This is a genomic window from Duganella kummerowiae (assembly GCF_053572355.1).
Window position 1 is genome coordinate 159,194 of the sequence record NZ_JBKFEH010000017.1, and the last position, 21,696, is coordinate 180,889.

Consider the following 21,696-nt stretch of genomic DNA (forward strand, 5'->3'; position numbering starts at 1 on the left):
GGTGAAACCTGCGAATTCAGGAATTCCAGGCATGGATAGCCTGGAGCCGCTCGCAGGTTTTGGGCGAGAGTGATGCGATGCCACGTCCAGGGGGGGGCGGGACAACGCATGACAGTCTACTTATAACCTTGGTTTATGGCAATAAAAAGTCACTGTGTCAAGCCTTGGCCTTGTCGGCCGGCAGGTTGGCCAGGAAGTTGTGGATCTGCGCCACCACGGCCGCGCCTTCGCCCACCGCCGCCGCCACCCGCTTGGTGGAACCGGCGCGCACGTCGCCGATGGCGAACACGCCCGGCACGCTGGTTTCCAGCGCGGCGCGCGAGGGCAGGTCGGGCGGATACACGCCTTGGGCGAAGTTGGCCTTGCACTGCGATTTGGTGACGTCGAAGCCGGTGCGGATGAAGCCGTGGCCATCCACGTCCACCCCGCAGTCGCCGAGCCAGCCCGTGTTGGGATCGGCTCCGATGAACAGGAATACGCGGCAGACGTTGTAGTCGCGCTCCTCGCCGCTCTGGTGGTGGCGCACGCGCACCTGCTGCAGGCCATCCTCGTCGCCCTCCAGCGCCACGATCTCGGTATGCGTGTGCAGCACGATGTTGGGGGTGGCGCGGATGCGCTCGATCAGGTAGGACGACATGGTGGCGGCCAGGCCCTCTCCGCGTACCAGCATGTGGATCTTGGAGGCGTGCCCGGACAGGAACACGGCCGCCTGTCCGGCCGAGTTGCCGCCGCCGACCAGGATGATTTCCTGCGTCTTGCACAGCTTGGCCTCGATGGGCGAAGCCCAGTAGTACACGCCCTTGCCCTCGAACTGCTTGAGGTTGGCCAGCGAGGGCCGGCGGTAGCGCGCGCCGCAGGACAGCACCACGGTCCTGGCCTGCAGGCGCGTCAGGCTGCCGCACATTTCCACCTGCAGCGGATAGGTGTCGCAGATCAGGCGCCCGGCCGGCGCCGGTATCGCCACCTCGACCCCGAACTTCTGCGCCTGCACGTAGGCGCGCCCGGCCAGGGCCCGGCCCGAGACCCCGGTGGGGAAGCCCAGGTAGTTCTCGATGCGGGCGCTGGCGGCGGCCTGGCCGCCGTAGGCGCGCGTTTCCAGCGCCAGCACCGACAAGCCTTCCGAGGCCGCGTACACGGCGGTGGCCAGCCCGGCCGGACCGGCGCCCACCACGATCACATCCCACACTTTCTCGCTGCTCAGTTCCGGCAGCATGCCCAGGCAGCGGCCGATATCGACCACGCTGGGATTCTTCTTCACCACGCCGTCGGGGCACACCACCAGCGGCAGTTCCTCCGGCGTCGGGTGGTAGTGCTCCAGCAGCGCGCTGGCCTGGCTGTCATCCTGCGGATCGAGCGCCAGGTAGGGATGGCCGTTGGCCGACAGGAAACTTTGCAGCGCATGGATGCGGCCGTGGCCGCGCGGCCCCACGAGCACCGGGCCGCCGGAGTTCTGCTCGATCAGGCCGACCCGGCGCAGTATCAGGGCGCGCACGATGCGCTCGCCCAGCTCGGCGTGGGCGATCAGCAGGGCGCGCAGCTGGTCGGACGGCACCACCAGCACTTCGACGTCGCCGATGGCGCGGCCATTGCCCAGCGCCGGGCGGCCGGACAGCTGGGCCACTTCGCCGCTGAACTGGCCCGGCGTGTGCACCGTGATCACGGCGGTGTTGCCCAGGCCGTCGTGGCGGCTGATCTCGACCGCGCCGGACAGCACCAGCATCAGGCCGAAGGTGTTGCGGCCGGATTCGAAGGTGGTCTCGCCATCCTTGAACTGGCGCGGGTAGCCGAACGGGCGCATGCGGCGGATGTCGGCCGCCGACAGGGTGGGGAAGATCTGGTGCTTGCGCGATTCATAGTCCAGCATGGGCGCGGGCACCTGTTCGTCGGGCGTGGTCTCGGGGAGGAATTCCAGGGTGGTGGTGGCCATGGGCTGTCCAAAGTGGAAACGGTTGCGGGATGCTGCGGTTACCGGCAGTCTAGCGCATGGCGGGGGCGGACGGCAAAGACTTGCAGGCTGCTTCTGGCCTTAGGCAGAGGGCCGCCAACACGGCGCCCGGCAAGTCGGATTAAAATGTTTACTTTCGCGACACACTCAGACTAGACGATGGCTTACAAAACTGTGGCAGACACGATAGGCAACACCCCGCTGGTGCAGCTGACTCGTATTCCGGGCGCCGCCGCCGCCGCGCGCAACAACATCATCCTCGGCAAGCTGGAGGGCAACAACCCGGCCGGTTCGGTCAAGGACCGCGCCGCCATGTCCATGCTCAAGCGCGCCGAGGAGCGCGGCGACATCAAGCCCGGCGATACCCTGATCGAAGCCACCAGCGGCAACACCGGCATTGCGCTGGCCATGGCGGCCGCCCTGCGCGGCTACAAGATGCTGCTGCTGATGCCGGAAAACCTGAGCGTGGAGCGGCGCCAGAGCATGGCGGCCTACGGCGCCCAGATCATGCTGACGCCCAAGACCGGCGGCATGGAATACGCGCGCGACATGGCCGAGCAGCTGCAGCGCGACGGCAAGGGCGTGATCCTCGACCAGTTCGCCAACCAGGACAATGCGCGCGCCCACTACGACGCCACCGGGCCGGAAATCTGGCGTGACACGGAGGGCCGGGTCACCCATTTCGTGTCGGCCATGGGCACCACCGGCACCATCATGGGCGTGTCGCGCTACCTGAAGGAGCAGAATCCGGACGTGCAGATCATCGGCGCCCAGCCCGAGGATGGCTCGCAGATACCGGGCATACGCAAATGGCCGGAAGCCTATCTGCCCAAGATCTTCGACCGCAGCCGCGTGGACCGGGTGGAATCGGTGAGCCAGGCCGCAGCCGAGCACATGGCGCGCCGCATGGCGGCCGAGGAGGGGATATTCTGCGGGATTTCGGCCGCCGGGGCCTGCGAGATTGCCTTGCGCATCTCTCAAACGGTGGAGAACGCCACCATCGTGTTCATCGTGTGCGACCGGGGCGACCGCTATTTGTCGACCGGGGTGTTCCCGGCCTGACAGGGGGGGCGCCAACGGCGCCGAGCCTGCAGGAAGCGCCGCGCGCGGCCGCCCATCCCCCGCCGGGGACAGGGCGGCCGCGCCGGCCGCCGGGCTTAGCCCTGGCTGGGTTCGCTGCCTTCCTTGGGCTTGAACTGCTTGTCGCTGATGCGGAACTTGTTGCGGCGGTCGCCCATCAGGTAGCGCAGGTCGCGGATGCTCAGGTCGCTGACCTCGTGCATGCGGATCAGCAGCGAGGCGCCGACCGGCAGGCGGTGGTGGCGGATCTTGCTGATCACGGGCGGCGCCACTTCCAGCGCGCGCGACAGGGCTGCGTCGTTTTTCAGGCGCAGGTTTTCAATCAGCGTGTCCAGCAGACGATTCGGGTTGTACTGCAGCAGATCGTCGCCTTCTCCACCTTCGTTGTTCATATCGATGCCGACTTGGTTTGTCATGCTCTGTTCCTTCTTGTAAAGTTGTCTATCTTGCGAAGTGAAACACTCGGAGCTCGCTCTTGCTGCGCTGTTCATCCTTACCAAGGAACGCATTTACACACGGACGGATTCCGGGAGGACAAGTTTCATAATATATACACAATTGTACAACATCATGCAATCTCGTACTCAAAAGCAATAAAAAAATGAGTGTACACGCAGAGTATTGTTGTCTGACTGCAACATTGTGTGAGAATTATACACCGGTTGCCATGATATGCTAGCGGCGCACCTTCTGTGTCTCAGGCAAAGTTAATTGTATTGTAACTGCTAAAAGTTGCCGCACGATTCATTGGAAGCGAACTCAAAGGCAATATTGTCCTTCCAAGTGTTATCTTCAAGATAGCGGTGGCATGGCCCCACGGCAAGATTGCTTACGCTTGCTTACACCTCTCAACCCCGCTCTCAGCCGTCCCGCGCCAGCCGGACTGCGCGTCCCAGTTCCACTACCGACATGGCGTAGAAATAGCTGCGGTTGTATTGGGTGATGGCGAAGAAATTGTCGTTCGCCAACCAGTATTCCGTGGCCTCGGCGCCGTTTTGCAAGTCCACCAGGCCATATTTGCGCTGCTCCGGCGGCGCCACCGACGCCGTCACGCCGGCCGCCGCCAGCTCGGCCGGACTGTAGCTGGCGCTCAGGCCGCGGTTCAGCATGCCTTCCCAGGCGCGGCTGGGCGACACGCTGGCGGCGTACACGACCGGGCCGCTGTGGTCGCGGTTCCAGCCATGGGCCACCAGGAAGGCCGCCACGCTGCCGATGGCGTCGCTGGCCGAGCCCAGCAGGTCGACCTGGCCGCTGCCATCGAAGTCCACCGCATACTTGAGCAGGCTGCCGGGCATGAATTGCGGCATGCCGATCGCGCCCGCGTACGAGCCGCGCAGCGACAGCGGATCGATGCCGGCCTGGCGCGCATACAGCAGGGTGGCTTCCAGTTCGCCCCGGAAGAAGGCCATGCGCTCGGCCTTTTGCGGCGTGTCGGGATAGGCGAAGGCCAGGGTGGTCAAGGCGTCCAGCACGCGGAAGCGGCCGGTATTGCGGCCATACACGGTTTCCACGCCCAGGATGCCGACGATGATTTCGGCCGGCACGCCATACAGGGATTCGGCGCGCGCCAGGGCGTCGGCGTTCTCGTTCCAGAACTTGACCCCGGCGGCGATGCGCACCGGTTCCACGAACAGCTTGCTGTAGGCTTGCCAGTTCTTGGGCTTGCCTGGCGGGGCTGGCTTGATCAGCTGCACCGCCGCGTCCACATAGCGTATCTGCGCCATCAGTGCGTCCAGCTCGGCGCGGGTAAAGCCGTCGCGGGCGGCGATCTCGTCCAGGAAAGCGCCCACCTCCTTCCATTCGCCGAAGTTGACGAATTCACCCACGTAGTCGACGCTGGGCGCCGGCTTCTTCTTGGGCTCGGCCTTTTTTTTCTTGGCCTTGCCGGCGCCCGGCAGGGTGTAGCCATACGGGTCCACCTTCTGGGCCGCCTGCGCGGGGAAGGCGGCCAGCAGCAGGGCGCCCAGGCCAAGGGCGGCGGCGCGGCGCGCGGTGGGGGAGAATAGTTGCAGCAAAGAAGTCATCGGCAAATCATCAGCAAGTAGTCAGCACAAGGCGGGCGGGGCGGGATGTAGCGCAGGCTGGAGGCAGCCTGTCTGGATTGTAATCCAGGATCCATTGATTCCAAGCACTATTCATCCTGGACGGTGCGGCGCAGGCGGCGCCGCAACCGGGGCGGGCGCGCCCGTGGTAGATTAGCGCCTACCCGGCATTTATACCAGAACCACACCCCATGACCACCGCCATATACAGCCATCCCGATTGCGAACGCCACGACATGGGCGACTGGCATCCGGAATCGCCGGCCCGGCTGCGCGCCATCGCCGACCAGCTGATCGGCTCCCACATCAGCGACTTGCTGGAGCACCGCGAGGCGCCGCTGGTGGCGTTGTCCGACCTGGAGCGCAACCACAGCCGCAACGCCATCGGCATCGTGCGCGACAACGTGCCGGCCGAGGGCGAGACCTATCCCATCGACGGCGATACCTCGCTCAACGCCTGGAGCTGGAGGGCGGCCCAGCGCGCCGCCGGCGCGGCCGTGGCGGCCACCGACGCCGTGCTGGACGGCGAGATCGCCAACGCCTTCTGCGCCATCCGCCCGCCCGGCCACCATGCGCGGCCGGTGGAACCGATGGGCTTCTGCCTGTTCAACAACGTGGCGGTGGCGGCCAAGCATGCGCTGGACGTGCGCGGGCTGGAGCGGGTGGCGGTGGTGGATTTCGACGTCCACCACGGCAATGGCACCGAGGAAGCCCTGCGCGGCGAGCCGCGCGCGCTGATGGTGAGCTTTTTCCAGCATCCCTTCTATCCCTACTCGGAGCCGCCGCCGATCACGGCCAACAGCGTGAACGTGCCGGTGCCGGCCCACACCCGGGGCGACGCGGTGCGCCAGCTGGTGACGGAGCAATGGCTGCCGGCGCTGCACGCCTTCCGTCCGCAGATGATCTTCATCTCGGCCGGCTTCGACGCCCACCGCGAGGACGACATCGGCGGCATGGGCCTGGTGGAAGCCGACTATGCCTGGATCACGGAGCAGATCATGGCGGTGGCCCGCCTGTACGCCCAGGGCCGCATCGTCAGCTGCCTGGAGGGCGGCTACAACCTGTCCGCCCTGGGCCGCAGCGTGGTGGCCCACGTCAAGGCGCTGGCGGAGCTGTAGGCTTCAGGTTACGGTCCAGGAAGGCTTCGACCCGGGTCCAGAAGTCGATGTTGTTGTCATCGTGGCGCCAGCCGTGGCCCTCGTTGTTGTAAATGATGGCGGTGACGGCGGGATTGGCGGCCTTGACGGCGTCGCGCAGGCGGGTTGCGTGTTCCAGCGGAACGCGGCGGTCCTCGGCGCCGTGCGCCATCAGCAGCGGCTGGCGGATCTCGGCCGCGCGCAGCAGCGGCGAGGTGCGCCGGAACTGGGCGGCGTCGCGTTCCGGATCGCCGATCAGGGTGCGGGCGCCGTAGTTCAGGTATTCCTCCGGCGCATCCGAGCCCACCACCGTGAATTTCAGGCCGATGTCGGTCACCCCGGCCCACTCCACGCCGCAGCGGAACAGTTCCGGATTGTTGATCAGTCCCATCAGGGTGGCGTAGCCGCCATAGCTGGCGCCCATGATGGCGACGCGCCTGGGATCGGCCCAGCCCTGGGCGATGGCCCAGCGCGCGGCGTCGGCCAGGTCGTCCTGCATGGCCAGGCCCCATTGCTTCCAGCCGGCCCGGAAGTGCTCGGCGCCAAAGCCGGTGCCGCCGCGGAATTCGGGCTGGATCACCAGGTAGCCGCGCGAGGCCAGGAACTGGGCTTCGGCCTCCCATTCCCAGGAGCCGCCGCGCAGCCAGGGGCCGCCGTGTACCAGCACCACGGCCGGCAGCGGCCCGGCCGGCGCGTCGGCCGGACGGGTGAGGTAAGCCGGTATCTGGCGTCCGTCACGCGCCTGGTAGCGCAGGAACTCGCGCTTGCCCATGGCGGCCGGCTGGATGGCCGGGTGGCTGCCGCCCAGCCCCACCAGCTTGCCGCTGGCGCGGTAGTACAGGATGTACTGCAGCGGCTGGCGGTCGGAAGACGATTCCACCAGCAGCACCGGGGCATCCTTGCAGTTGGCGGGGCAGTGGATCAGGTTGTTGGTGCCGGGCAGCAGGGCGTCCAGCCTGGACTGTATCTCCTTCATGCTGGGATAGAACCAGGCCGTGGTGCGGGCGTCCGTGACCAGGTGCAGGCCCAGCACCCGCTCGCTGCCGTAGTCGATCACCGGGCTGCCCTGGAAGTCGAAGCCGGGAATGTCCACATAGGGTTCGGCTTCCATGCGCATGGTCTTGAGGTTGTAGCGGAACAGGGCGCTGCGGCCCTGGTAGGAAGCGCTGACGAACAGCTGCTCGGCGCCGTCGAAGAACAGCGGCGCGTAGCGGCGGTCCAGGTAGCAGTCGGAGTTGGCGATTTCCTGCCAGCTGTCTGCCTCCGGCGCGCGGTAGGACACGATGCAGCGGCCCTTGCGCTCGATGGTGACGATGCGCGGCACGTCGCTGGCGTCGGTCAGCCAGTCCAGGCTGGCCGGCGGCTGCGCGCCTTCCATGGCGGGGCGCAGGGTGCGGGTGCGCGTGTCCAGGCGGTACAAACGGCTGTGCTCGGGCGCCAGGTCGACCGCGTTCCAGCCGAATTTCTGCACCAGGATATCGTCCGAGCCGTCATGCGTGGGCGAGTAATAGGCGTAGTCGGAAGTCAGGATGCGGCTGCCGATCAGGCTGCCCGTGCTTTGCTGGCGGTGCCGCCAGTTGCCGGAGATGAGGTGGACCACGTTGGCGCCGTCGCGGTCGGCGGCAAATTCGTCCAGGTTGCCTTCGAATTCGTTGCGCAGGTCCTTGATGGTGAAGCCGATGCGCTGCTCGTTGACCCAGTGGACCGCGCTGAAGCGCTCCAGTTCGCCCGCGGTGGTGATCACGGTGGCTTGCTCCGGCGCCGCCGTGCTGCGCACCACCAGGCCCTGTTTGCCGTCCGCCGTGCGTATCACCATGGCCACGTAGCCGCCCTTGGGGGACAGTTCCACCATGCTGGTGGCGGGACTGAGGAAGAAGCTCTGGACCGGGGGCGGCGCGGCGGTGGCCGGGGATGCCGCCAGCGCGGCGGCCAGCAGCAGGGACTTGAACACAGGGTGTTGCATGCCAGCTCCCATCATTACCGAAAAGGCAATGATAGAGCCGGCTTATCTATTTGTCCATTCAGGCCGCGACCTGTTGCGCGCTGCGCGCCGACCAGCGGTACAAGCCGCCGACGATGGCGGCGCCGATCGCCAGCGCCACCAGCATGCCCTGGCCTTCGCTCAGGCCGTTGGCGATGGCCAGCGGCTCGCCGTTGCCGGAAGCGACGATCAAGCCGGCGATGGCGACGTTGAACAGGCTCTCGCCGACGATGAAGCCGGACATCACCAGCACGCCCAGGCGCTTGGCGGTCTCGCCGCCGGCCTTGCGCTCGACCGCGCGCTCGAACAGCCAGCCGGTAACGGCGCCCACCACCACCGGCGCCGTGACGGCGCTGGGCAGGTAGATGGCCAGGCCCACGCCCAGCGGCGGCAGGCTGTATTTACCGTTGCTGGCTTTCTTCAGCACGAAGTTGACCAGCACCAGGCCCAGGCCGATCAGGGCGCCGTAGCCCAGGTAGTTCCACGGCAGGTTGCCGCCGATGACGCCCTTGGCCAGGGTCGAGATCAGGCCGGCCTGGGGCGCGGCCAGCGGCTGGTCGGAAATGGCGTCCAGGTTGGGAGCGCCGGCGAAGCCGTTGGCGTGGTTCAGCAGTTCCAGCACCGGCGGCACCACGCAGGAACCGGCCACCACGCCGACCAGCAGGCCAACCTGCTGCTTCCACGGGGTGGCGTCCACCAGCTGGCCGGTCTTCAGGTCCTGCAGGTTGTCGTTGCCGATCACGGCCACGGCCAGCACCACGGTGGTGACGAACAGCGAGAACGCCACCAGCGCGTGCGCCACGTCCGGTCCCATCACGTGGCGGCCCACCGCGCCCACGCTCAGGGCGGCGCCCAGGATGGTCAGGATGGCGATGCCGGACACCGGCGAATTGGAGGAGCCGATCAGGCCCGCCATGTAGCCGCACACGGCGGCGGCGAACATGCCGGCGATCAGGATATAGCCGATGCCGACCGCCACCAGCGGCACGCTCAGGCCGGCCAGGATGCCGCCCTGCAGGAAGCTGGCCAGCAGCCAGCCGGCCGGCACCATGGAAATGATGGTCACCAGGCCGACAATGAAGATGGGCAGGTCCTGCTCGGTGCGGTCCAGCACCGCGCCCTGCTGTTTGGCGCGGCGCGCCGTTTCCATGGCCGACTTCAGGCCGCCGATCACAGGCTGGGCCAGGCCGGCCAGGGTCACCAGGGCGGCCGCGCCGATCACGCCGGCGCCCATCATGCGCACGTCCGACTTCCACACCGACAGCGCGTGGTCGGCCACCGACATGCCTTCCGCCGCCGGGGTGAAAGAGGTCATGAGCGGCACCAGCACGCCCCAGGCGATGGCCAGGCCGGCCAGCATGGCGATGCCGACCGTGATGCCCATCAGGTGGCCGGCGCCGATCAGGGCCAGCGAGCTGGAAGCGCCGATGCCGGTGGCGCCGGCGCCGGTCTTGAAGTACACCGAGACTTCGGCCGCCAGCAGCTTGGCGGCGGCGCCGGCCGCGAACAGGGCCGACGTGACGCTGCCCCAGACCACGGCCAGCAGGCCGGCCTTGCCTTCGGCCGCGCCCTGGCGCGAAGCCATGCCGACCTTGAGAACCTCGGCCGCCGCCACGCCTTCCGGATAGGGCAGGTCGGATTGCGACACCAGGGCGCGCCGCAGCGGCATGGTGTACATCACGCCCAGCACGCCGCCGATGGCGCAGGCGCCGAAGGTGGGCCAGAACGGCACGTGGGTCCACCAGCCTATCATCAGGAGGCCGGGCAGCACGAAGATCACCGAGGCCAGGGTGCCGGCCGCCGAGGCGATGGTCTGGACGATGTTATTTTCCTGGATGGTGGCGTCCTTGAAGGCGCTCAGCAGGGCCATCGAGATCACGGCGGCGGGGATGGAGGTGGCGAAGGTCAGGCCCACCTTCAGACCCAGGTAAACTTGTGCGGCAGTGAAGATCAGGGTGATCAGTATCCCCAGGATCACGCCTCGTAGGGTGATTTCCTTGGGATTGGCGGGTACTGCAATGCTCATGTCAAGCACTCCGGATAGGGGTTGGTTGGGTTGGAAGCGCCCCATGATATCCGACTCGGCTGGGCTCAGGAGGTAAAATAGTGGATTGACTGACCGATTTTGAGAGCATAAGCATGTCTATCCAATGGTACCCGGGCCACATGAACGCCGCCAAGAAGAAGGCGGCCGAGCAGATGGAGAACACCGACCTGGTGATCGAGGTGGTGGACGCGCGCCTGCCCGAGGCCAGCTGCAACCCGATGGTGGAGGAGCTGCGCAAGTTCCGCCAGCGTCCCTGCCTGAAGATCCTGAACAAGACCGACCTGGCCGATCCGGCCGCCACCGCCGCCTGGGCCGCCTATTACAACGCCCAGGAGGGCGTGACGGCCTACGCCATGACCACCAAGAAGCCGGCCGAGGTGGCGCGCATCCTGGACCTGTCCAAGGCGCTGGCGCCGCACCGTGGCGTGCCGACCAAGCCGCTGCGCATCATGATCATGGGCATACCCAACGTCGGCAAGTCGACCCTGATGAACGCGCTCTTGAAAAAGCGCGTGGCCAAGGTGGGCGACGAGCCGGCCGTGACCAAGCAGCAGCAGAAGCTCTACCTGGACAAGAACACGGTGCTGGTGGACACGCCCGGCATGCTGTGGCCCAAGATCGAGCTGCCCAGCGACGGCCTGATGCTGGCCGCCAGCCACGCCATCGGCTCCAACGCGCTGATCGAGGAGGAAGTGGCCGAATTCCTGGCCGGCCTGCTGCTGCAGGACTATCCGCAACTGCTGGTGGCGCGCTACGGCTTCAAGGAGCTGGACAAGATGGATGCGATCGGCGTGGTGGAGGGCGTGGGCCTGAAGCGCGGCTTCCGCCAGAAGGGTGGCGACCTCGATTATGAAAAGGCGGCCCACACCTTCCTGGGCGACTACCGCAGCGGCGCCCTGGGCCGCATCTCGCTGGAGACCCCGGCCAGCCGCCAGCTGCGCCTGGAGCAGCACGCGGCCGACATGGCCGTGAAAGCGGCCGAAAAAGCCGCCAAGGACGCCGAGCGCGCGGCCCGCGCCGCCAACGGCAAGCGCGGTACCTGACCCCGTCTTACCGTCTCAGTTGCCGAAGCGGAAACTGCTGACGGCCAGGGCGCCCATGAAGGCATCCTCGTGGTAGGGCACGGCGGCCGGCTCGTTCTCGGCGGCGCCCAGCGCCACCATCAGCGGCAGCAGGTGTTCCTCGCGCGGATGGGCCATGCGCGCCGCCGGAGCCGATTCCCATTGCAGCAGGCGTTCGCTGCGTTCGGTTGGCGTCAGCGCCATGGTGTCGCGCAGCCAGGCGTCGAAGGCGTGCGAGGCGGCCGCGCCCTGGGCGTTGAAGGCGCGCAGGTTGTGGTAGCTCAGGCCACTGCCGATGATCAGCACGCCGTCGTCCCGCAGCGGCGCCAGCAGCCGGCCCGCCTGCAGGTGGGTGAGCGGGTCCAGCCCGGCCTTGAGCGACAGCTGCACGATGGGCACCTCCGCCTGCGGATAGACCGGATACAGGGCGCTGAAGGTGCCGTGATCGAAGCCGCGCTGCGCATCCAGCACGGAGGTCACGCCGCCATCCGCCAGCAGCTGCTGCACGCGCGCCGCCAGTTCGGGCGAGCCGGGCGCCGGGTACTGCACCTGGTAGGTGTGTGGCGGGAAGCCGCCGTAGTCGTAGATCATGGGCGGCCGCGGCGAGGACGAGAGCAGGAATTCGCGTCCTTCCCAGTGCGCGGTGACGGCCAGGATGGCGCGCGGCGTGGCGCCCAGCTGGCGCGGGATGTCGCGCAGGGCCGCATCCAGCTTGCCGTACAGGTGGCCGACCTGGTCCATCATGAAGGGCCACGGGCCGCCGCCGTGGGACAGGAAATAAGTGGGTAAGGTAGTGTTCATGGATGCCATCTTAGGCCTGCGCAGGCTGGCGATCAATGCCGCAAACATGCATGGACCGTTCCTGATTTGTTAATGATCAGGCGTATAATGCCCGCCATCCTAGGAAAGACCCGCCATGATCATCACCGACCGCCCCTGCTTCATGTCCGCGCCGCTGGCGCTGGCCGTCTCGCTGTGCTGCGCCGCCCCCGCGCTGGCCCAGAGCGTGGAAAGCGCCGTGCTGGCGCCCGTCGTCATCACCGGCTCGCGCTTCGACAGCGACCCCGCCCTGCTGCCTATAGGCGCCACCATCATCACGGCCGACGAGATCCGCCGCGCCGGCCTGTCCGACGTCAATTCCGCCATCCGCAAGATCGGCGGCGTGGCCGGCCGCCAGAGCCTGGACGGCAGCCCGGACTTCACCCTGGACCTGCGCGGCTTCGGCACCAACAGCAGCCAGAATATCGTGATCGTGGTCGATGGCGTGCGCCTGTCGGAAAATGAATTGAGCAACGCGGTGCTGTCCACCATCCCCATCGATAGCGTGGACCACATCGACATCACGCGCGGCGGCAGCAGCGTGCTGTATGGCGACGGCGCCACCGGCGGCGTGATCAACATCGTGACCAAACGCGCTGCCGACAACACGCGTGGCGGCAGCCTGTACGTCGAGGGCGGCCAGTTCCATGAAGGCCAGCTGCGCCTGTCCGGCCACCAGTCCTGGGACGGCTTTGCGGCCGACGCTACCATCGGACACAGCCGCACCGACAACTACCGCGACAACAACGACTTCAAATTGAGCAATTTCAGCGGCGGCCTGCAGTGGTTTTCGCCGCTCGGCCGCCTCGCCCTGCGCTATGAAGGCGCGCGCCAGGACAACGGCTTGCCCGGCGCGCTGACCGCAGCCCAGTTCCAGGCCAACCCGCGCCAGGCTGCCACGCCGCGCGACCACGGCGCGCTGGACAGCGACCGCCTGACCCTGTCCGGCAATACCCGACTGGCCGGATGGGAGCTGGCGGCCGAGCTGTCGCACCGCGAAAAGACCACGGATGCCGTGTATTTCGACTACGGCGGCTCGGTGTCCACCTACACCGTCAAGCAGGACCAGTTCTCGCCGCGCCTGCGCCAGGTGCGCGAGATCGGCGGCGTGCTCAACGAGCTGGTGGCCGGTATCGACCTCGCACACTGGACCCGCAAGGCGTAAGGCACGTATTCGAATGTGGAGGCCGGCCAGCGTTCCAAGGCCGTCTACCTGCGCGACGAGCTGAAATTCGACCCTGCCAACAACGGCCGCCTGGCGGCCGGCGTGCGCCGCGAGCTGTTCGACCAGGATGCGCGCAACACGGCGCCTGCTTCCGCCATCTTCAGCGACAGCCTGGGCCTGAACGCCTGGGACCTGCAGGCCAGCTACACCGTGCTGCCCAGCGTGGACGCCTACGTGAAACTGGGGCAGAGCTACCGGGTCGCCAATGCCGATGAAAACGGCTACACGGCGAGTGGTGCGCCACTGAAGCCGCAAACCTCGCACGACCTGGAACTGGGCGTGAGCCACGCCTATCGCGGCTACACGCTGGCCGCGCGCGTGTTCCGCCACCAGCTGAGCAATGAAATTTTCTTCGATCCCACGCTCAATGGCGGCAACGGCGCCAACACCAACCTGGACCCGACCAAGCGCCAGGGCCTTGAGCTGGATGCGGCAGCCCCGCTGGCCCCGGACTGGAAACTCAGCGCCCATTACCAGCACGTCAACGCCACCTTCCGCGCCGGCCCCAACAGCGGCAAGCAGATCGTGCTGGTGCCGAACAACGTGCTGAGTGCGCGCCTGAGCTGGATACCGGCCCGTGGCCAGACGGCCGACATCGGCGCCCAGTGGGTGGACAGCCAGCGCTACGGCGACGATTTCGCCAACAGCTGTACCGCGCGCATCCCCGGCTACGCCACGCTGGACGCGCGTTACGCCCGCCAGTTCGGCCAGTGGGAATGGGCGCTGGCGGGCAGCAACCTGACGGACAAGCGCTACTACTCGCAAGCCTACACCTGCAAGGGCGGGGTGCAGGGCATCTACCCGAGCGACGGCCGCCAGCTCAAGCTGTCGGCCCGCTACGACTTCTGATGCGGCCCCTGGTCCACGCCGGGGCGGCGCTGCTGGCGCTGGCCTGCTCCACGGCGCAGGCCATCACGGTGCGCGACGACGCCGGCAACGCCGTCACCCTGGCGCAGCCGGCCCGGCGCGTGATCTCGACCGCGCCCCACGTCACCGAACTCCTGTTCGCGGCCGGCGGCGGCGACAAGGTGGTGGGCGCCGTCAACTACAGCGACTATCCGGAGGCGGCCAGGCGCATCCCGGTGGTCGGCAGCAACCAGCTGATCGACATGGAACGCATCGCCGCACTGCGGCCCGACCTGCTGGTGGTGTGGAAAAGCGGGAATACGGCGCGCCAGCTGGAGCAGCTGAGCAGCCTGGGCGTGCCGATTTTTTACAGCGAGCCGCACAAGCTGGACGAGGTGGCCACCAGCCTGACCCGTTTGGGCCAGCTGCTGGGCACCGAGGCCGCGGCGCAGACAGCGGCCGCCGATTACCGCGCCAGGATCGCGGCGCTGGCGGCCCGCTACGCGGCGCGGCCGCCGGTGCGGGTGTTCTACCAGATATGGGAAAAACCCATCTTCACCCTCAACGGAGAGCACATCATCAGCGACGTCATCCGCCTGTGCGGCGGGCAGAACGTGTTTGCCGGGCTCAAGGTGCTGGCGCCCACGGTCGGGGTGGAAGCGGTGCTGCAGGAGAGTCCGGAAGCCATCCTGGGCGGCCGCCAGCACGACGGCCAGCAGGGCATCGCCATCTGGAAGCCCTACGGCGCGCTGCTGGCGGTCCAGCGCGGCAACCTGTACACGCTGGACGGCGACCTGCTGAGCCGCGCCACGCCCCGCATCGCCGACGGCGCCGCCGACCTGTGCGGCAAGCTGGAACAGGCGCGCGCCAAGCGTCCTTAAAACCGGCTTAATGTAAGGCGCGGCGTCCGAAAAAGTGGTAATCTCGCGGCGTTTGCCACCTACACTGATGAAGGATAGTTATGCGTTTCATGCGTTTGTTCCTGGCCTCGTTCGCCTTCGTGGCGGCTTCCGTCGGCGCCCAGGCCGCCGAACTGCAAAACGGTGTCGATTACATCACGCTGGACGGCGTGGCCCGTCCGGACACCGGCAAGAAGGTCGAGGTGGTGGAAGTGTTCATGTACCACTGCCCGCACTGCTACGCGCTGGAAGGCGGCCTGAATGAGTGGGTCAAGAAAAACGCCGACAAGATCGTGTTCCGCCGCATGCACCTGGGCGACGATCCGCAATCGCACGCCTTCACCACGCTGGAAACCATGAACGCGCTCACGCCCGAGCTGCACGCCAAGATCCTGCGCGCCATCCACGTCGACCGCAACCGGCTGAACACCGACGCCAGCCTGCAGGAATTCCTGTTCAAGAATGGCGTGGACAAGGCCAAGTACATGGAAATGTTCAATTCCTTCGGCGTGCAGACCAAGATGAAGCGCTCGGCCCAGCTGCTGACCCAGTACAAGGTCGACAGCACTCCCTCGGTCGTCATCGATGGCCATTACAACACCTCGCCCTCGCTGGCGGGCCATGGCTTGAATACCGTTCCGGAAGCGCACCGCGCGCTGTTCCAGGTGATGGACGCCCTGGTCGCCAAGTCGGCAGCGGAACGCAGCAAGAAATAACATGGACGACAAGCGGCAGGACGTCGAGAGCGGCGTCATGAAGATGTACCGGGAATCCTCGCCGGACGAAAAACGCCTGTTCGACGTCAGCAACGTCAACCACCTGGCGTGGAGCCTGGTGCTGATCCTGCTGGCGGTGGTGTTCTGGCTGGTGCTGGCGCTGCAGAACGCGGAAAACCAGCGCTACGCCCTGCTCACCAAACAGTGCGCCGATCCCATGTTCAAGGGCGAGATCGACCAGGCCTGCCTGCTCAAGGTGGAGGCGCGCGAGCACTGGTGGGACAACGTCTGGTACGCCATCACCCACATCAAGCCGGAGCGCGGCTGATTTTTACACGAGCCCGCAAGCCGCGGGCTTTTTTACGAGTGGACCGATGAAACAGGTAGCCATCATCACCGGCAGCGGCCGGGGCATAGGGGCGGCGGCGGCGCTGCTGGCGGCCCGGCGCGGCTATGCCGTGTGCATCAACTATCACAGCGACACGGCGGCCGCCGAAGCGCTGCGCGCGCGTATCGTGGACCAGGGCGGACTGGCCATCGCGGTGCAGGCCGACGTCAGCCAGGAGGCGGACGTGCTGCGCCTGTTTACCGCCACCGAGGCCGCACTGGGCCCGGTCACGGCGCTGGTCAACAACGTTGGCGTGCTGGAGCGCCAGTGCAAGCTGGGCGAAATGAGCGCCGAGCGCTTCGAGCGCATCTTCAAGGTCAACGTGGTCAGCTACTTCCTGTGCTGCCGCGAGGCGGTGCGGCGCATGTCCACCGCCAGCGGCGGGCAGGGCGGGGCCATCGTCAACGTGTCCTCGGGCGCGGCGCGCATGGGCGGGGCCCATTCCTATATCGATTATGCCGCGTCCAAGGGCGCGATAGACACCCTGACCGTGGGACTGGCGCGCGAGGTGGGCGCCGAGGGCATACGGGTGAACGGCGTGCGGCCCGGCCTGATCTACACCGATATCCACGCCAGCGGCGGCGAGCCGGGACGGGTGGACCGCCTGGCCGCCACCGTGCCCCTGCAGCGCGGCGGCCAGCCGGAGGAGGTGGCGGAAGCCATCCTGTGGCTGCTCAGCCCCGCCGCGTCCTACGTCAGCGGCGCCATCATCGACGCCGCCGGGGGGCGCTGATGTTCAAGCGGGATTTTCAAGCCTGAACAGCAGCTGATTCAAGCGCAGGGCCAATTATCAATTGCGTGCCGTGGCGTGACAATGGGTCTTTCATCACCCAGGAAACCCACCATGAAAACCGCCTTGCTCGGCGCCGTCCTAGCGCTGTCCGCCTCCGCTCATGCAGCCGATACCGCGCTGCCCGTCCCGCAGCATCTGTATGCCGGCCCCGCCACGCCCCAGCAGGATGCCGTGGTCCTGGCCGCGCGCCGCTATGCCGCGTTCTGGAATACCGGCGATCCTTCATTTGCCCAGCTGGCGCTGGCGCCGGACTTCATGGACCGCACCCTGCCCGAGGGCCGCCCGCAAGGCGTGGAGGGGCCGCTGCTGGCCTCGCGCACTTTCCGCGCCGCCGTGCCCGACCTGACAGTGGAGGTGACCGACATGGTGACGGCCGGCGACCGCGTGTCGCTGCGCCTGCACTTCAGCGGCCACTTCACCGGCAGCTTTGGCGGCGTGCAGGGACAGGGGCAAGCCATCGCTTTCCAGGCCTTTGACCTCTACCGCGTGGCCGGCGGCCGCATCGCCGAGAACTGGCACCTGGAGGACAATCTCACCCTGCTACAGCAGCTGGGTGTTGTAAAGCAGTAGATTTTTATCGATAAACGATAAAAATTACATGTGCAATGATACCATGAGGGCTCCCGTCCACACCTGCCCAGGAGACCCCCCATGAACCTCATGCGACATGACCGGATCGAACAGATCAAGAAACTCAGCGCCACCATGCGCGGGCTGCTCACTGCCGTGAACTGGCTGGTGTGGATACTCCTGCCGCTGGTGGTGGCGGGGATCGTGCTCGTTCCCGCCCATGGCACCGTAAAAATTTCGGACGAGTGGCGCATCCCCGTCGGCCAGCTGCCGCTGCTGCAGCGGATACTGCTGGCCGCCGTGGTGGGCGCGGCGCTGCTGGTCACGCAGCGCGTGGTCCATCACAGCCGCGACGTGCTGGCGCATTTCAGCCAGGGCGATATCTTCAACCATGCGACCCTGGCCAGTGCGCGGCGCGCCATCAGGTACGGCATCGTGCTGGTGGCCACCGATGTGCTGCGCGAAGCCTGCCTGGCCGGGCACCAGGCGCTGTCGGCCGGGGTGTGGAACATCTCCGCAGTGATTTCCACCATGCTCAATGGCTTCCTGTTCTTCGGCCTCATGTACCTGGTGCTGTGGACCCTGGAGATAGGCCGCGACCTGAATGAAGAATCCGAGCTGACGATATAAGGAAGCGCCATGCCCATCATCGTCAACCTGGACGTGGTCCTGGCGCAGCGCAAGATGCGCCTCAACACCCTGGCGGAGCTGGTCGGCATCACGGCCCAGAACCTGTCCGTCCTGAAAACCGGCCGCGCCAAGGCGATCCGCTTCGACACCCTGGAAAAGATCTGCGAAGTGCTGGCCTGCCAGCCCGGCGACATCCTGGCGTATTCGGACCTGGAGCAGCCCGGGCAGGATTGATCCCAGCGTCGGAGTGCTCCGTGCCTCAGGCGGCCGGCGGGCGCCTGTTCTCGATCACCACGCTGCAGGTGGTCCCGGCCACCAGTTCCAGCCCCGGCGGCAGCTGGTCGATGTGGATACGCACCGGCACCCGCTGCGCTAGCCGCACCCAGTTGAAGGTGGGGTTGACGTCGGCCAGCAGTTCGCGCCCGGTGGCCGCGTCGCGGTCGGTGATGCCGTGCGCGATGCTGTCGATGTGGCCCTGCAGGCGCGTCTCGCCGCTCATCAGGCGCACCTCCACCTTGTCGTTCAGCTTGAGCAGCGGCAGCTTGGTTTCCTCGAAATAGCCGACCACGTAGAAGGAGGCGGCGTCGATCACGGCCAGCTTGGCCGCGCCGACGGCGGCGAAGTCGCCCACGTGCACATTCAGGTTGGTCACATACCCGGTCACTGGCGCCCGCACCACGGTGCGCTCCAGGTTCAGCTGCGCCAGCTTGCGCGCCGCCACCGCGGCCTGCAGCTGGGTAGCCGCGCTTTCGGCGGCGGAGAGGGCGGTCTCGCGGCTCTCGTCCGAGACGATGGCGGCGTCCAGGCCGGCGCGCCGCCTGGCCTCGCTGGCGCGGCGTTCGCGCTCCACCTGCTGGCCGCTGACCTGGGCATTGGCCTGCGCCAGCGCGCTTTCATAGCGCGCCTGGTCGACCACGAACAGGACCTCGCCCTGCCTGACTAGCTGGTTGTCCTTGACACGCACCTCGGTCACCGTGCCCGCCACGTCGGCGCTGATGTTGATCACCTCCGCCTTGACGCGTCCATCGCGCGTCCAGGCCGATTCCATGTAGCGGTCCCAGGAGGAACGGCCGACCCAGGCCGCCACGCCCAGCAACAACAAGGTGATAAAAAAGCGAAAAATCTTGGATGCGCTCACGATAGTCTTCCAGCTAAGGTTCATGGGTAAAAGATGGCGATCAGGGCCCCGAAGATGCAGACCAGCAGGCAGAAACGGACCAGCGCCGGATGCCAGGCGCGCCGGTACAGGCCGGCGTGGCCCAGCGCCCAGTCGAGCGCCGCCTGCAGCAGCAGGCTGAGTAAGAACAGGGGCAGGATGGAGGGCAGCAGCACGCCGAACACGGCTATCTCACGCGGCATTGGTTTTCCTTGAACTGTTGGAGAGGGGCGGCATGCTGGCCAGCTGGTCCAGCAGCGAGGTGTACATGGAATGCAGGTCGGCCAGCGCCGTCTGCAGGCGCTGGCGGTGGGCTTCATCAGCGCCCGTCAGGTCGGCGCGCACCGCGCTACCGGCGTCCAGGATGGCTAGTAGCACGGCCTCGCCATGGGCGCGCGATGGTGCGCCGAAGTAGGCGGCCAGGCGTTGCACGCACAGCTGCAGCGCGCTGCGGGCCGGACCGGGCGCGGACAGCGCCACCAGCTGGCGCAGCTCGATCACGGCGTGGCCCAGTTCCAGCAAGGTCAGGCCCTGGCGCACCACCTGGCGCGCTTCCTTGCCGGGATGCGGGCCGGAGGCCGCGTTGAGCTGGTTGAGCAGGTCGCGCACGCGGTTGTCGAAGCGGTGCTTGAGGCGGAACAGGCGCGAACGGCAGGCGCCCAGGGCCTCGCGCCACAGCGCTGCCGCTACGTGCTGGCGGTGGCCCATGGTGAGGTCCGGCAGCACGGTGGCGAAGATCAGCCAGGCCAGCAGCACGCCGGCCGGCAGCGCCAGCTCGTTGCTGAGGAAGCTCTCCGGATCGTAGTGCATCAGGTTGAGCGGCGCCACCAGCTGGGCCGCGAACAAGCTCATGCCCACGCCCATGCCACCGCGCCTGGGGTCGGTGATCAGGTAACAGGCAAAGGCAAACAGGGGCAGGGCGGCCAGCACCAGCATGGCATAGTTGGAAGCGTGGATCACCGCGTAGTATTCGGTGGCGAACGCCAGCGGGATGCCGGCCAGGAAGCCGGCCAGCACCTGCCGTATCATGGCCGTGGGGCGCGGCGAGGACGAGGCCAGCGCACAGAAGATGGTGGTCATGATGATGGCGGTGGCCGCGTATGGCCAGGCCAGCCAGTACCAGCAGGCCGCGCCGGCCAGCACCGCCACCCCGGCGCGCACGCCGCTGGCCAGCACGATGGCGGGCGGGGTCCTGGGGCTGTAGGCCACCGGATCGCTGACCTGCTGGCGCTTCTGCTCCGTCAAGCCCTGGTACAGCGCGAGAAAGGATGCCAGGTCGCGTCCGAAGCGCTCCAGCAATTCCACCGCCGTGTCGAAATCAATGCGTTGCGGCCGTTCCAGCTCGCCCAGTTCTGTACGCGCCTGGCTGATGCGGCGCGCCAGCTCCGCTTGCACCTGGCTCCATTGCGCCGCCAGCTGCGCGGCCGGCAGCGTGAGCGCCTGCGCCAGCAGCGCCTGCAGCGGCGCCACCGCCGCCTGCACGGCGGCCGATGCGCCATCGCGCCGCAAGCGGTGCGTCAGCCGGTGCAGGGTGTAGAAGGTGGTCAGCGCCGACATGAAGGCGTTGTTGAAGGCGTGCAGCTGGCGCGTGTGCGAGCGCGCATGCGCGGCCTCGAAAAAGGCGGCGGCGCGGCCCGATTCCAGTGCGGCGATGTCGGCCGCGAAGCGCAGGTGGTGCAGCTCCACCTCGGCGGGCGTCAGGTGCTGCTCCAGCACATGCTGGCAAAAGCCGATGAACTTGTCGTAGCGCGCCTGCACCGTGCGCATCACCTGGCGCGTAACGGGGCGCGGCAGCAGCGTGTCGTGCACCACGGCGGCGCAGATGATGCCCAGCCCGACCTCGGTCACGCGCGTGACGGCCAACGCGAACACTGCTGCCGGATGCTCGATGGCGGGAATCGCGATCATGCAGGCCGTGTACCCGGCCAGCACGAAGCTGTAGGACTGCTGGTTGCGGTACATGGCGGCGCCGCAGGTGCACAGCCCCACCCACAGCGCCAGCGCGCCGAACAGCGGCCACGGCTGTTGCGGGAACACGGCCAGCATGAGCAGCGCCGCCGAGCATCCCACCACGGTGCCGAGCAGGCGGTAGAAGGCTTTTTCCAGCACCATGCCGCTGCCGGGCAGGGCCAGGATGAAGGTGGTGGTCATGGCGGTGCCGGGCGAATCCAGGCCCAGGCGGAAGGCCAGCCACAGCGCGCCGAAGGCGGCCAGCATGCAGCGCGCCACGAACAGCCAGCGCTCGCCCTCGGACTTGCCCCAGGCGCGCAGTTCGGCCGCCATCCAGGCCAGTCCCGCCGCCATCGCGTTCCGGTTCGGGGGGAGGGGGGCGGTGGTGGCGGGATCGGGTGTCATGGATGGA

At 67.2% G+C, this 21,696-nt stretch carries 21 protein-coding genes; 12 read left to right on the forward strand and 9 right to left on the reverse strand.

Annotation, left to right across the window (positions count from 1 at the left end; genetic code table 11):
• Nucleotides 1-157: 157 nt before the first annotated feature.
• The gene (locus ACLB1G_RS22205; protein WP_491629424.1) at nt 158-1,927 is read right to left on the reverse strand and encodes an FAD-dependent oxidoreductase; all 1,770 of its coding nucleotides are present in this window, start codon (nt 1,925-1,927) and stop codon (nt 158-160) included.
• A 177-nt stretch (nt 1,928-2,104) separates the two neighbouring features.
• Here ACLB1G_RS22205 and cysM point away from each other — a divergent pair, with 177 nt between their 5' ends.
• Nucleotides 2,105-3,007 (forward strand): cysteine synthase CysM, encoded by a 903-nt coding sequence (gene cysM, locus ACLB1G_RS22210; RefSeq protein WP_491629425.1) that lies wholly within the window; start codon nt 2,105-2,107, stop codon nt 3,005-3,007.
• Between the two features lie 95 nt (nt 3,008-3,102).
• Here the strand turns inward: cysM and ACLB1G_RS22215 are convergent, their stop codons facing one another.
• Together ACLB1G_RS22215 and mltB are read right to left on the reverse strand one after the other, a co-directional pair.
• Nucleotides 3,103-3,441 (reverse strand): hypothetical protein, encoded by a 339-nt coding sequence (locus tag ACLB1G_RS22215; RefSeq protein ID WP_491629426.1) that lies wholly within the window; start codon nt 3,439-3,441, stop codon nt 3,103-3,105.
• A 444-nt stretch (nt 3,442-3,885) separates the two neighbouring features.
• Nucleotides 3,886-5,049 carry a lytic murein transglycosylase B gene (mltB, locus tag ACLB1G_RS22220; protein ID WP_491629427.1) on the reverse strand — a complete coding sequence of 388 codons (1,164 nt, stop codon included), beginning with the start codon at nt 5,047-5,049 and terminating at the stop codon, nt 3,886-3,888.
• A gap of 209 nt (nt 5,050-5,258) precedes the next feature.
• Between mltB and ACLB1G_RS22225 the strand changes: the two genes are divergently transcribed.
• A complete protein-coding gene (locus ACLB1G_RS22225) occupies nt 5,259-6,185 on the forward strand; it encodes a histone deacetylase family protein (protein ID WP_491629428.1) in 927 nt (308 codons plus the stop codon).
• Here the strand turns inward: ACLB1G_RS22225 and ACLB1G_RS22230 are convergent.
• Nucleotides 6,163-8,166 carry an alpha/beta hydrolase family protein gene (locus tag ACLB1G_RS22230; RefSeq protein ID WP_491629429.1) on the reverse strand — a complete coding sequence of 668 codons (2,004 nt, stop codon included), beginning with the start codon at nt 8,164-8,166 and terminating at the stop codon, nt 6,163-6,165. The two genes, ACLB1G_RS22225 and ACLB1G_RS22230, sit on opposite strands and share 23 nt — an antisense overlap.
• Before the next feature lie 58 nt (nt 8,167-8,224).
• The gene (locus ACLB1G_RS22235; protein ID WP_491629430.1) at nt 8,225-10,210 is read right to left on the reverse strand and encodes an OPT family oligopeptide transporter; all 1,986 of its coding nucleotides are present in this window, start codon (nt 10,208-10,210) and stop codon (nt 8,225-8,227) included.
• A gap of 140 nt (nt 10,211-10,350) precedes the next feature.
• Here ACLB1G_RS22235 and ylqF point away from each other — a divergent pair, with 140 nt between their 5' ends.
• Nucleotides 10,351-11,274, forward strand: a complete 924-nt coding sequence (gene ylqF / locus ACLB1G_RS22240; protein ID WP_491629571.1) for a ribosome biogenesis GTPase YlqF — start codon at nt 10,351-10,353, stop codon at nt 11,272-11,274.
• A gap of 15 nt (nt 11,275-11,289) precedes the next feature.
• Here ylqF and ACLB1G_RS22245 read toward each other — a convergent pair whose 3' ends face one another.
• Nucleotides 11,290-12,093, reverse strand: a complete 804-nt coding sequence (locus ACLB1G_RS22245; protein ID WP_491629431.1) for a DODA-type extradiol aromatic ring-opening family dioxygenase — start codon at nt 12,091-12,093, stop codon at nt 11,290-11,292.
• Between the two features lie 115 nt (nt 12,094-12,208).
• Here ACLB1G_RS22245 and ACLB1G_RS22250 point away from each other — a divergent pair, with 115 nt between their 5' ends.
• The 9 genes from ACLB1G_RS22250 (at nt 12,209) to ACLB1G_RS22290 (ending at nt 18,412) form a co-directional block, all read left to right on the forward strand.
• Complete coding sequence (locus tag ACLB1G_RS22250; protein ID WP_491629432.1) at nt 12,209-13,276, forward strand: TonB-dependent receptor; 1,068 nt, start codon at nt 12,209-12,211, stop codon at nt 13,274-13,276.
• Nucleotides 13,277-13,291: 15 nt separating this feature from the next.
• The gene (locus tag ACLB1G_RS22255) at nt 13,292-14,185 is read left to right on the forward strand and encodes a TonB-dependent receptor domain-containing protein (protein ID WP_491629433.1); all 894 of its coding nucleotides are present in this window, start codon (nt 13,292-13,294) and stop codon (nt 14,183-14,185) included.
• Complete coding sequence (locus tag ACLB1G_RS22260) at nt 14,185-15,063, forward strand: cobalamin-binding protein (protein ID WP_491629434.1); 879 nt, start codon at nt 14,185-14,187, stop codon at nt 15,061-15,063. The genes ACLB1G_RS22255 and ACLB1G_RS22260 overlap by 1 nt, the downstream gene beginning before the upstream one ends.
• An 80-nt stretch (nt 15,064-15,143) precedes the next feature.
• Nucleotides 15,144-15,797, forward strand: coding sequence for a thiol:disulfide interchange protein DsbA/DsbL (locus ACLB1G_RS22265; RefSeq protein WP_491629435.1), 654 nt, complete (start codon nt 15,144-15,146; stop codon nt 15,795-15,797).
• Between the two features lies 1 nt (nt 15,798).
• Nucleotides 15,799-16,125, forward strand: coding sequence for a hypothetical protein (locus tag ACLB1G_RS22270; RefSeq protein WP_491629436.1), 327 nt, complete (start codon nt 15,799-15,801; stop codon nt 16,123-16,125).
• 46 nt (nt 16,126-16,171) lie between these two features.
• Entirely contained in the window at nt 16,172-16,918 is a 747-nt protein-coding gene (locus tag ACLB1G_RS22275; protein ID WP_491629437.1) for an SDR family oxidoreductase, read from the forward strand.
• 111 nt (nt 16,919-17,029) lie between these two features.
• Nucleotides 17,030-17,548, forward strand: coding sequence for an ester cyclase (locus ACLB1G_RS22280; RefSeq protein WP_491629438.1), 519 nt, complete (start codon nt 17,030-17,032; stop codon nt 17,546-17,548).
• A gap of 81 nt (nt 17,549-17,629) precedes the next feature.
• On the forward strand, nt 17,630-18,178 hold the full coding sequence (locus ACLB1G_RS22285; RefSeq protein WP_491629439.1) for a hypothetical protein: 549 nt from the start codon (nt 17,630-17,632) through the stop codon (nt 18,176-18,178).
• Nucleotides 18,179-18,187: 9 nt separating this feature from the next.
• On the forward strand, nt 18,188-18,412 hold the full coding sequence (locus tag ACLB1G_RS22290; RefSeq protein WP_491629440.1) for a helix-turn-helix domain-containing protein: 225 nt from the start codon (nt 18,188-18,190) through the stop codon (nt 18,410-18,412).
• 25 nt (nt 18,413-18,437) lie between these two features.
• Here ACLB1G_RS22290 and ACLB1G_RS22295 read toward each other — a convergent pair whose 3' ends face one another.
• The 3 genes from ACLB1G_RS22295 to ACLB1G_RS22305 are packed head-to-tail and all read right to left on the reverse strand — an operon-like array spanning nt 18,438 to nt 21,689.
• Complete coding sequence (locus ACLB1G_RS22295; protein ID WP_491629441.1) at nt 18,438-19,316, reverse strand: HlyD family secretion protein; 879 nt, start codon at nt 19,314-19,316, stop codon at nt 18,438-18,440.
• 20 nt (nt 19,317-19,336) lie between these two features.
• Nucleotides 19,337-19,537, reverse strand: coding sequence for a DUF1656 domain-containing protein (locus ACLB1G_RS22300; RefSeq protein ID WP_491629442.1), 201 nt, complete (start codon nt 19,535-19,537; stop codon nt 19,337-19,339).
• Nucleotides 19,527-21,689, reverse strand: coding sequence for an FUSC family protein (locus ACLB1G_RS22305; protein ID WP_491629443.1), 2,163 nt, complete (start codon nt 21,687-21,689; stop codon nt 19,527-19,529). The genes ACLB1G_RS22300 and ACLB1G_RS22305 overlap by 11 nt, the downstream gene beginning before the upstream one ends.
• Between the last annotated feature and the right edge of the window lie 7 nt (nt 21,690-21,696).

Bases quoted from the DNA above. Each gene is read 5' to 3' on its own strand.
- ACLB1G_RS22225 (WP_491629428.1), top strand. From the start codon at position 5,259: ATGACCACCGCCATATACAGCCATCCCGATTGCGAACGCCACGACATG.
- ACLB1G_RS22275 (WP_491629437.1), top strand. From the start codon at position 16,172: ATGAAACAGGTAGCCATCATCACCGGCAGCGGCCGGGGCATAGGGGCG.
- ACLB1G_RS22300 (WP_491629442.1), bottom strand. From the start codon at position 19,537: ATGCCGCGTGAGATAGCCGTGTTCGGCGTGCTGCTGCCCTCCATCCTG.
- ACLB1G_RS22215 (WP_491629426.1), bottom strand. From the start codon at position 3,441: ATGACAAACCAAGTCGGCATCGATATGAACAACGAAGGTGGAGAAGGC.
- ACLB1G_RS22230 (WP_491629429.1), bottom strand. From the start codon at position 8,166: ATGCAACACCCTGTGTTCAAGTCCCTGCTGCTGGCCGCCGCGCTGGCG.
- ACLB1G_RS22290 (WP_491629440.1), top strand. From the start codon at position 18,188: ATGCCCATCATCGTCAACCTGGACGTGGTCCTGGCGCAGCGCAAGATG.
- ACLB1G_RS22245 (WP_491629431.1), bottom strand. From the start codon at position 12,093: ATGAACACTACCTTACCCACTTATTTCCTGTCCCACGGCGGCGGCCCG.
- ACLB1G_RS22270 (WP_491629436.1), top strand. From the start codon at position 15,799: ATGGACGACAAGCGGCAGGACGTCGAGAGCGGCGTCATGAAGATGTAC.
- ylqF (WP_491629571.1), top strand. From the start codon at position 10,351: ATGAACGCCGCCAAGAAGAAGGCGGCCGAGCAGATGGAGAACACCGAC.
- ACLB1G_RS22260 (WP_491629434.1), top strand. From the start codon at position 14,185: ATGCGGCCCCTGGTCCACGCCGGGGCGGCGCTGCTGGCGCTGGCCTGC.
- ACLB1G_RS22235 (WP_491629430.1), bottom strand. From the start codon at position 10,210: ATGAGCATTGCAGTACCCGCCAATCCCAAGGAAATCACCCTACGAGGC.
- ACLB1G_RS22250 (WP_491629432.1), top strand. From the start codon at position 12,209: ATGATCATCACCGACCGCCCCTGCTTCATGTCCGCGCCGCTGGCGCTG.
- ACLB1G_RS22305 (WP_491629443.1), bottom strand. From the start codon at position 21,689: ATGACACCCGATCCCGCCACCACCGCCCCCCTCCCCCCGAACCGGAAC.
- ACLB1G_RS22280 (WP_491629438.1), top strand. From the start codon at position 17,030: ATGAAAACCGCCTTGCTCGGCGCCGTCCTAGCGCTGTCCGCCTCCGCT.
- ACLB1G_RS22285 (WP_491629439.1), top strand. From the start codon at position 17,630: ATGAACCTCATGCGACATGACCGGATCGAACAGATCAAGAAACTCAGC.
- cysM (WP_491629425.1), top strand. From the start codon at position 2,105: ATGGCTTACAAAACTGTGGCAGACACGATAGGCAACACCCCGCTGGTG.
- mltB (WP_491629427.1), bottom strand. From the start codon at position 5,049: ATGACTTCTTTGCTGCAACTATTCTCCCCCACCGCGCGCCGCGCCGCC.
- ACLB1G_RS22265 (WP_491629435.1), top strand. From the start codon at position 15,144: ATGCGTTTCATGCGTTTGTTCCTGGCCTCGTTCGCCTTCGTGGCGGCT.
- ACLB1G_RS22205 (WP_491629424.1), bottom strand. From the start codon at position 1,927: ATGGCCACCACCACCCTGGAATTCCTCCCCGAGACCACGCCCGACGAA.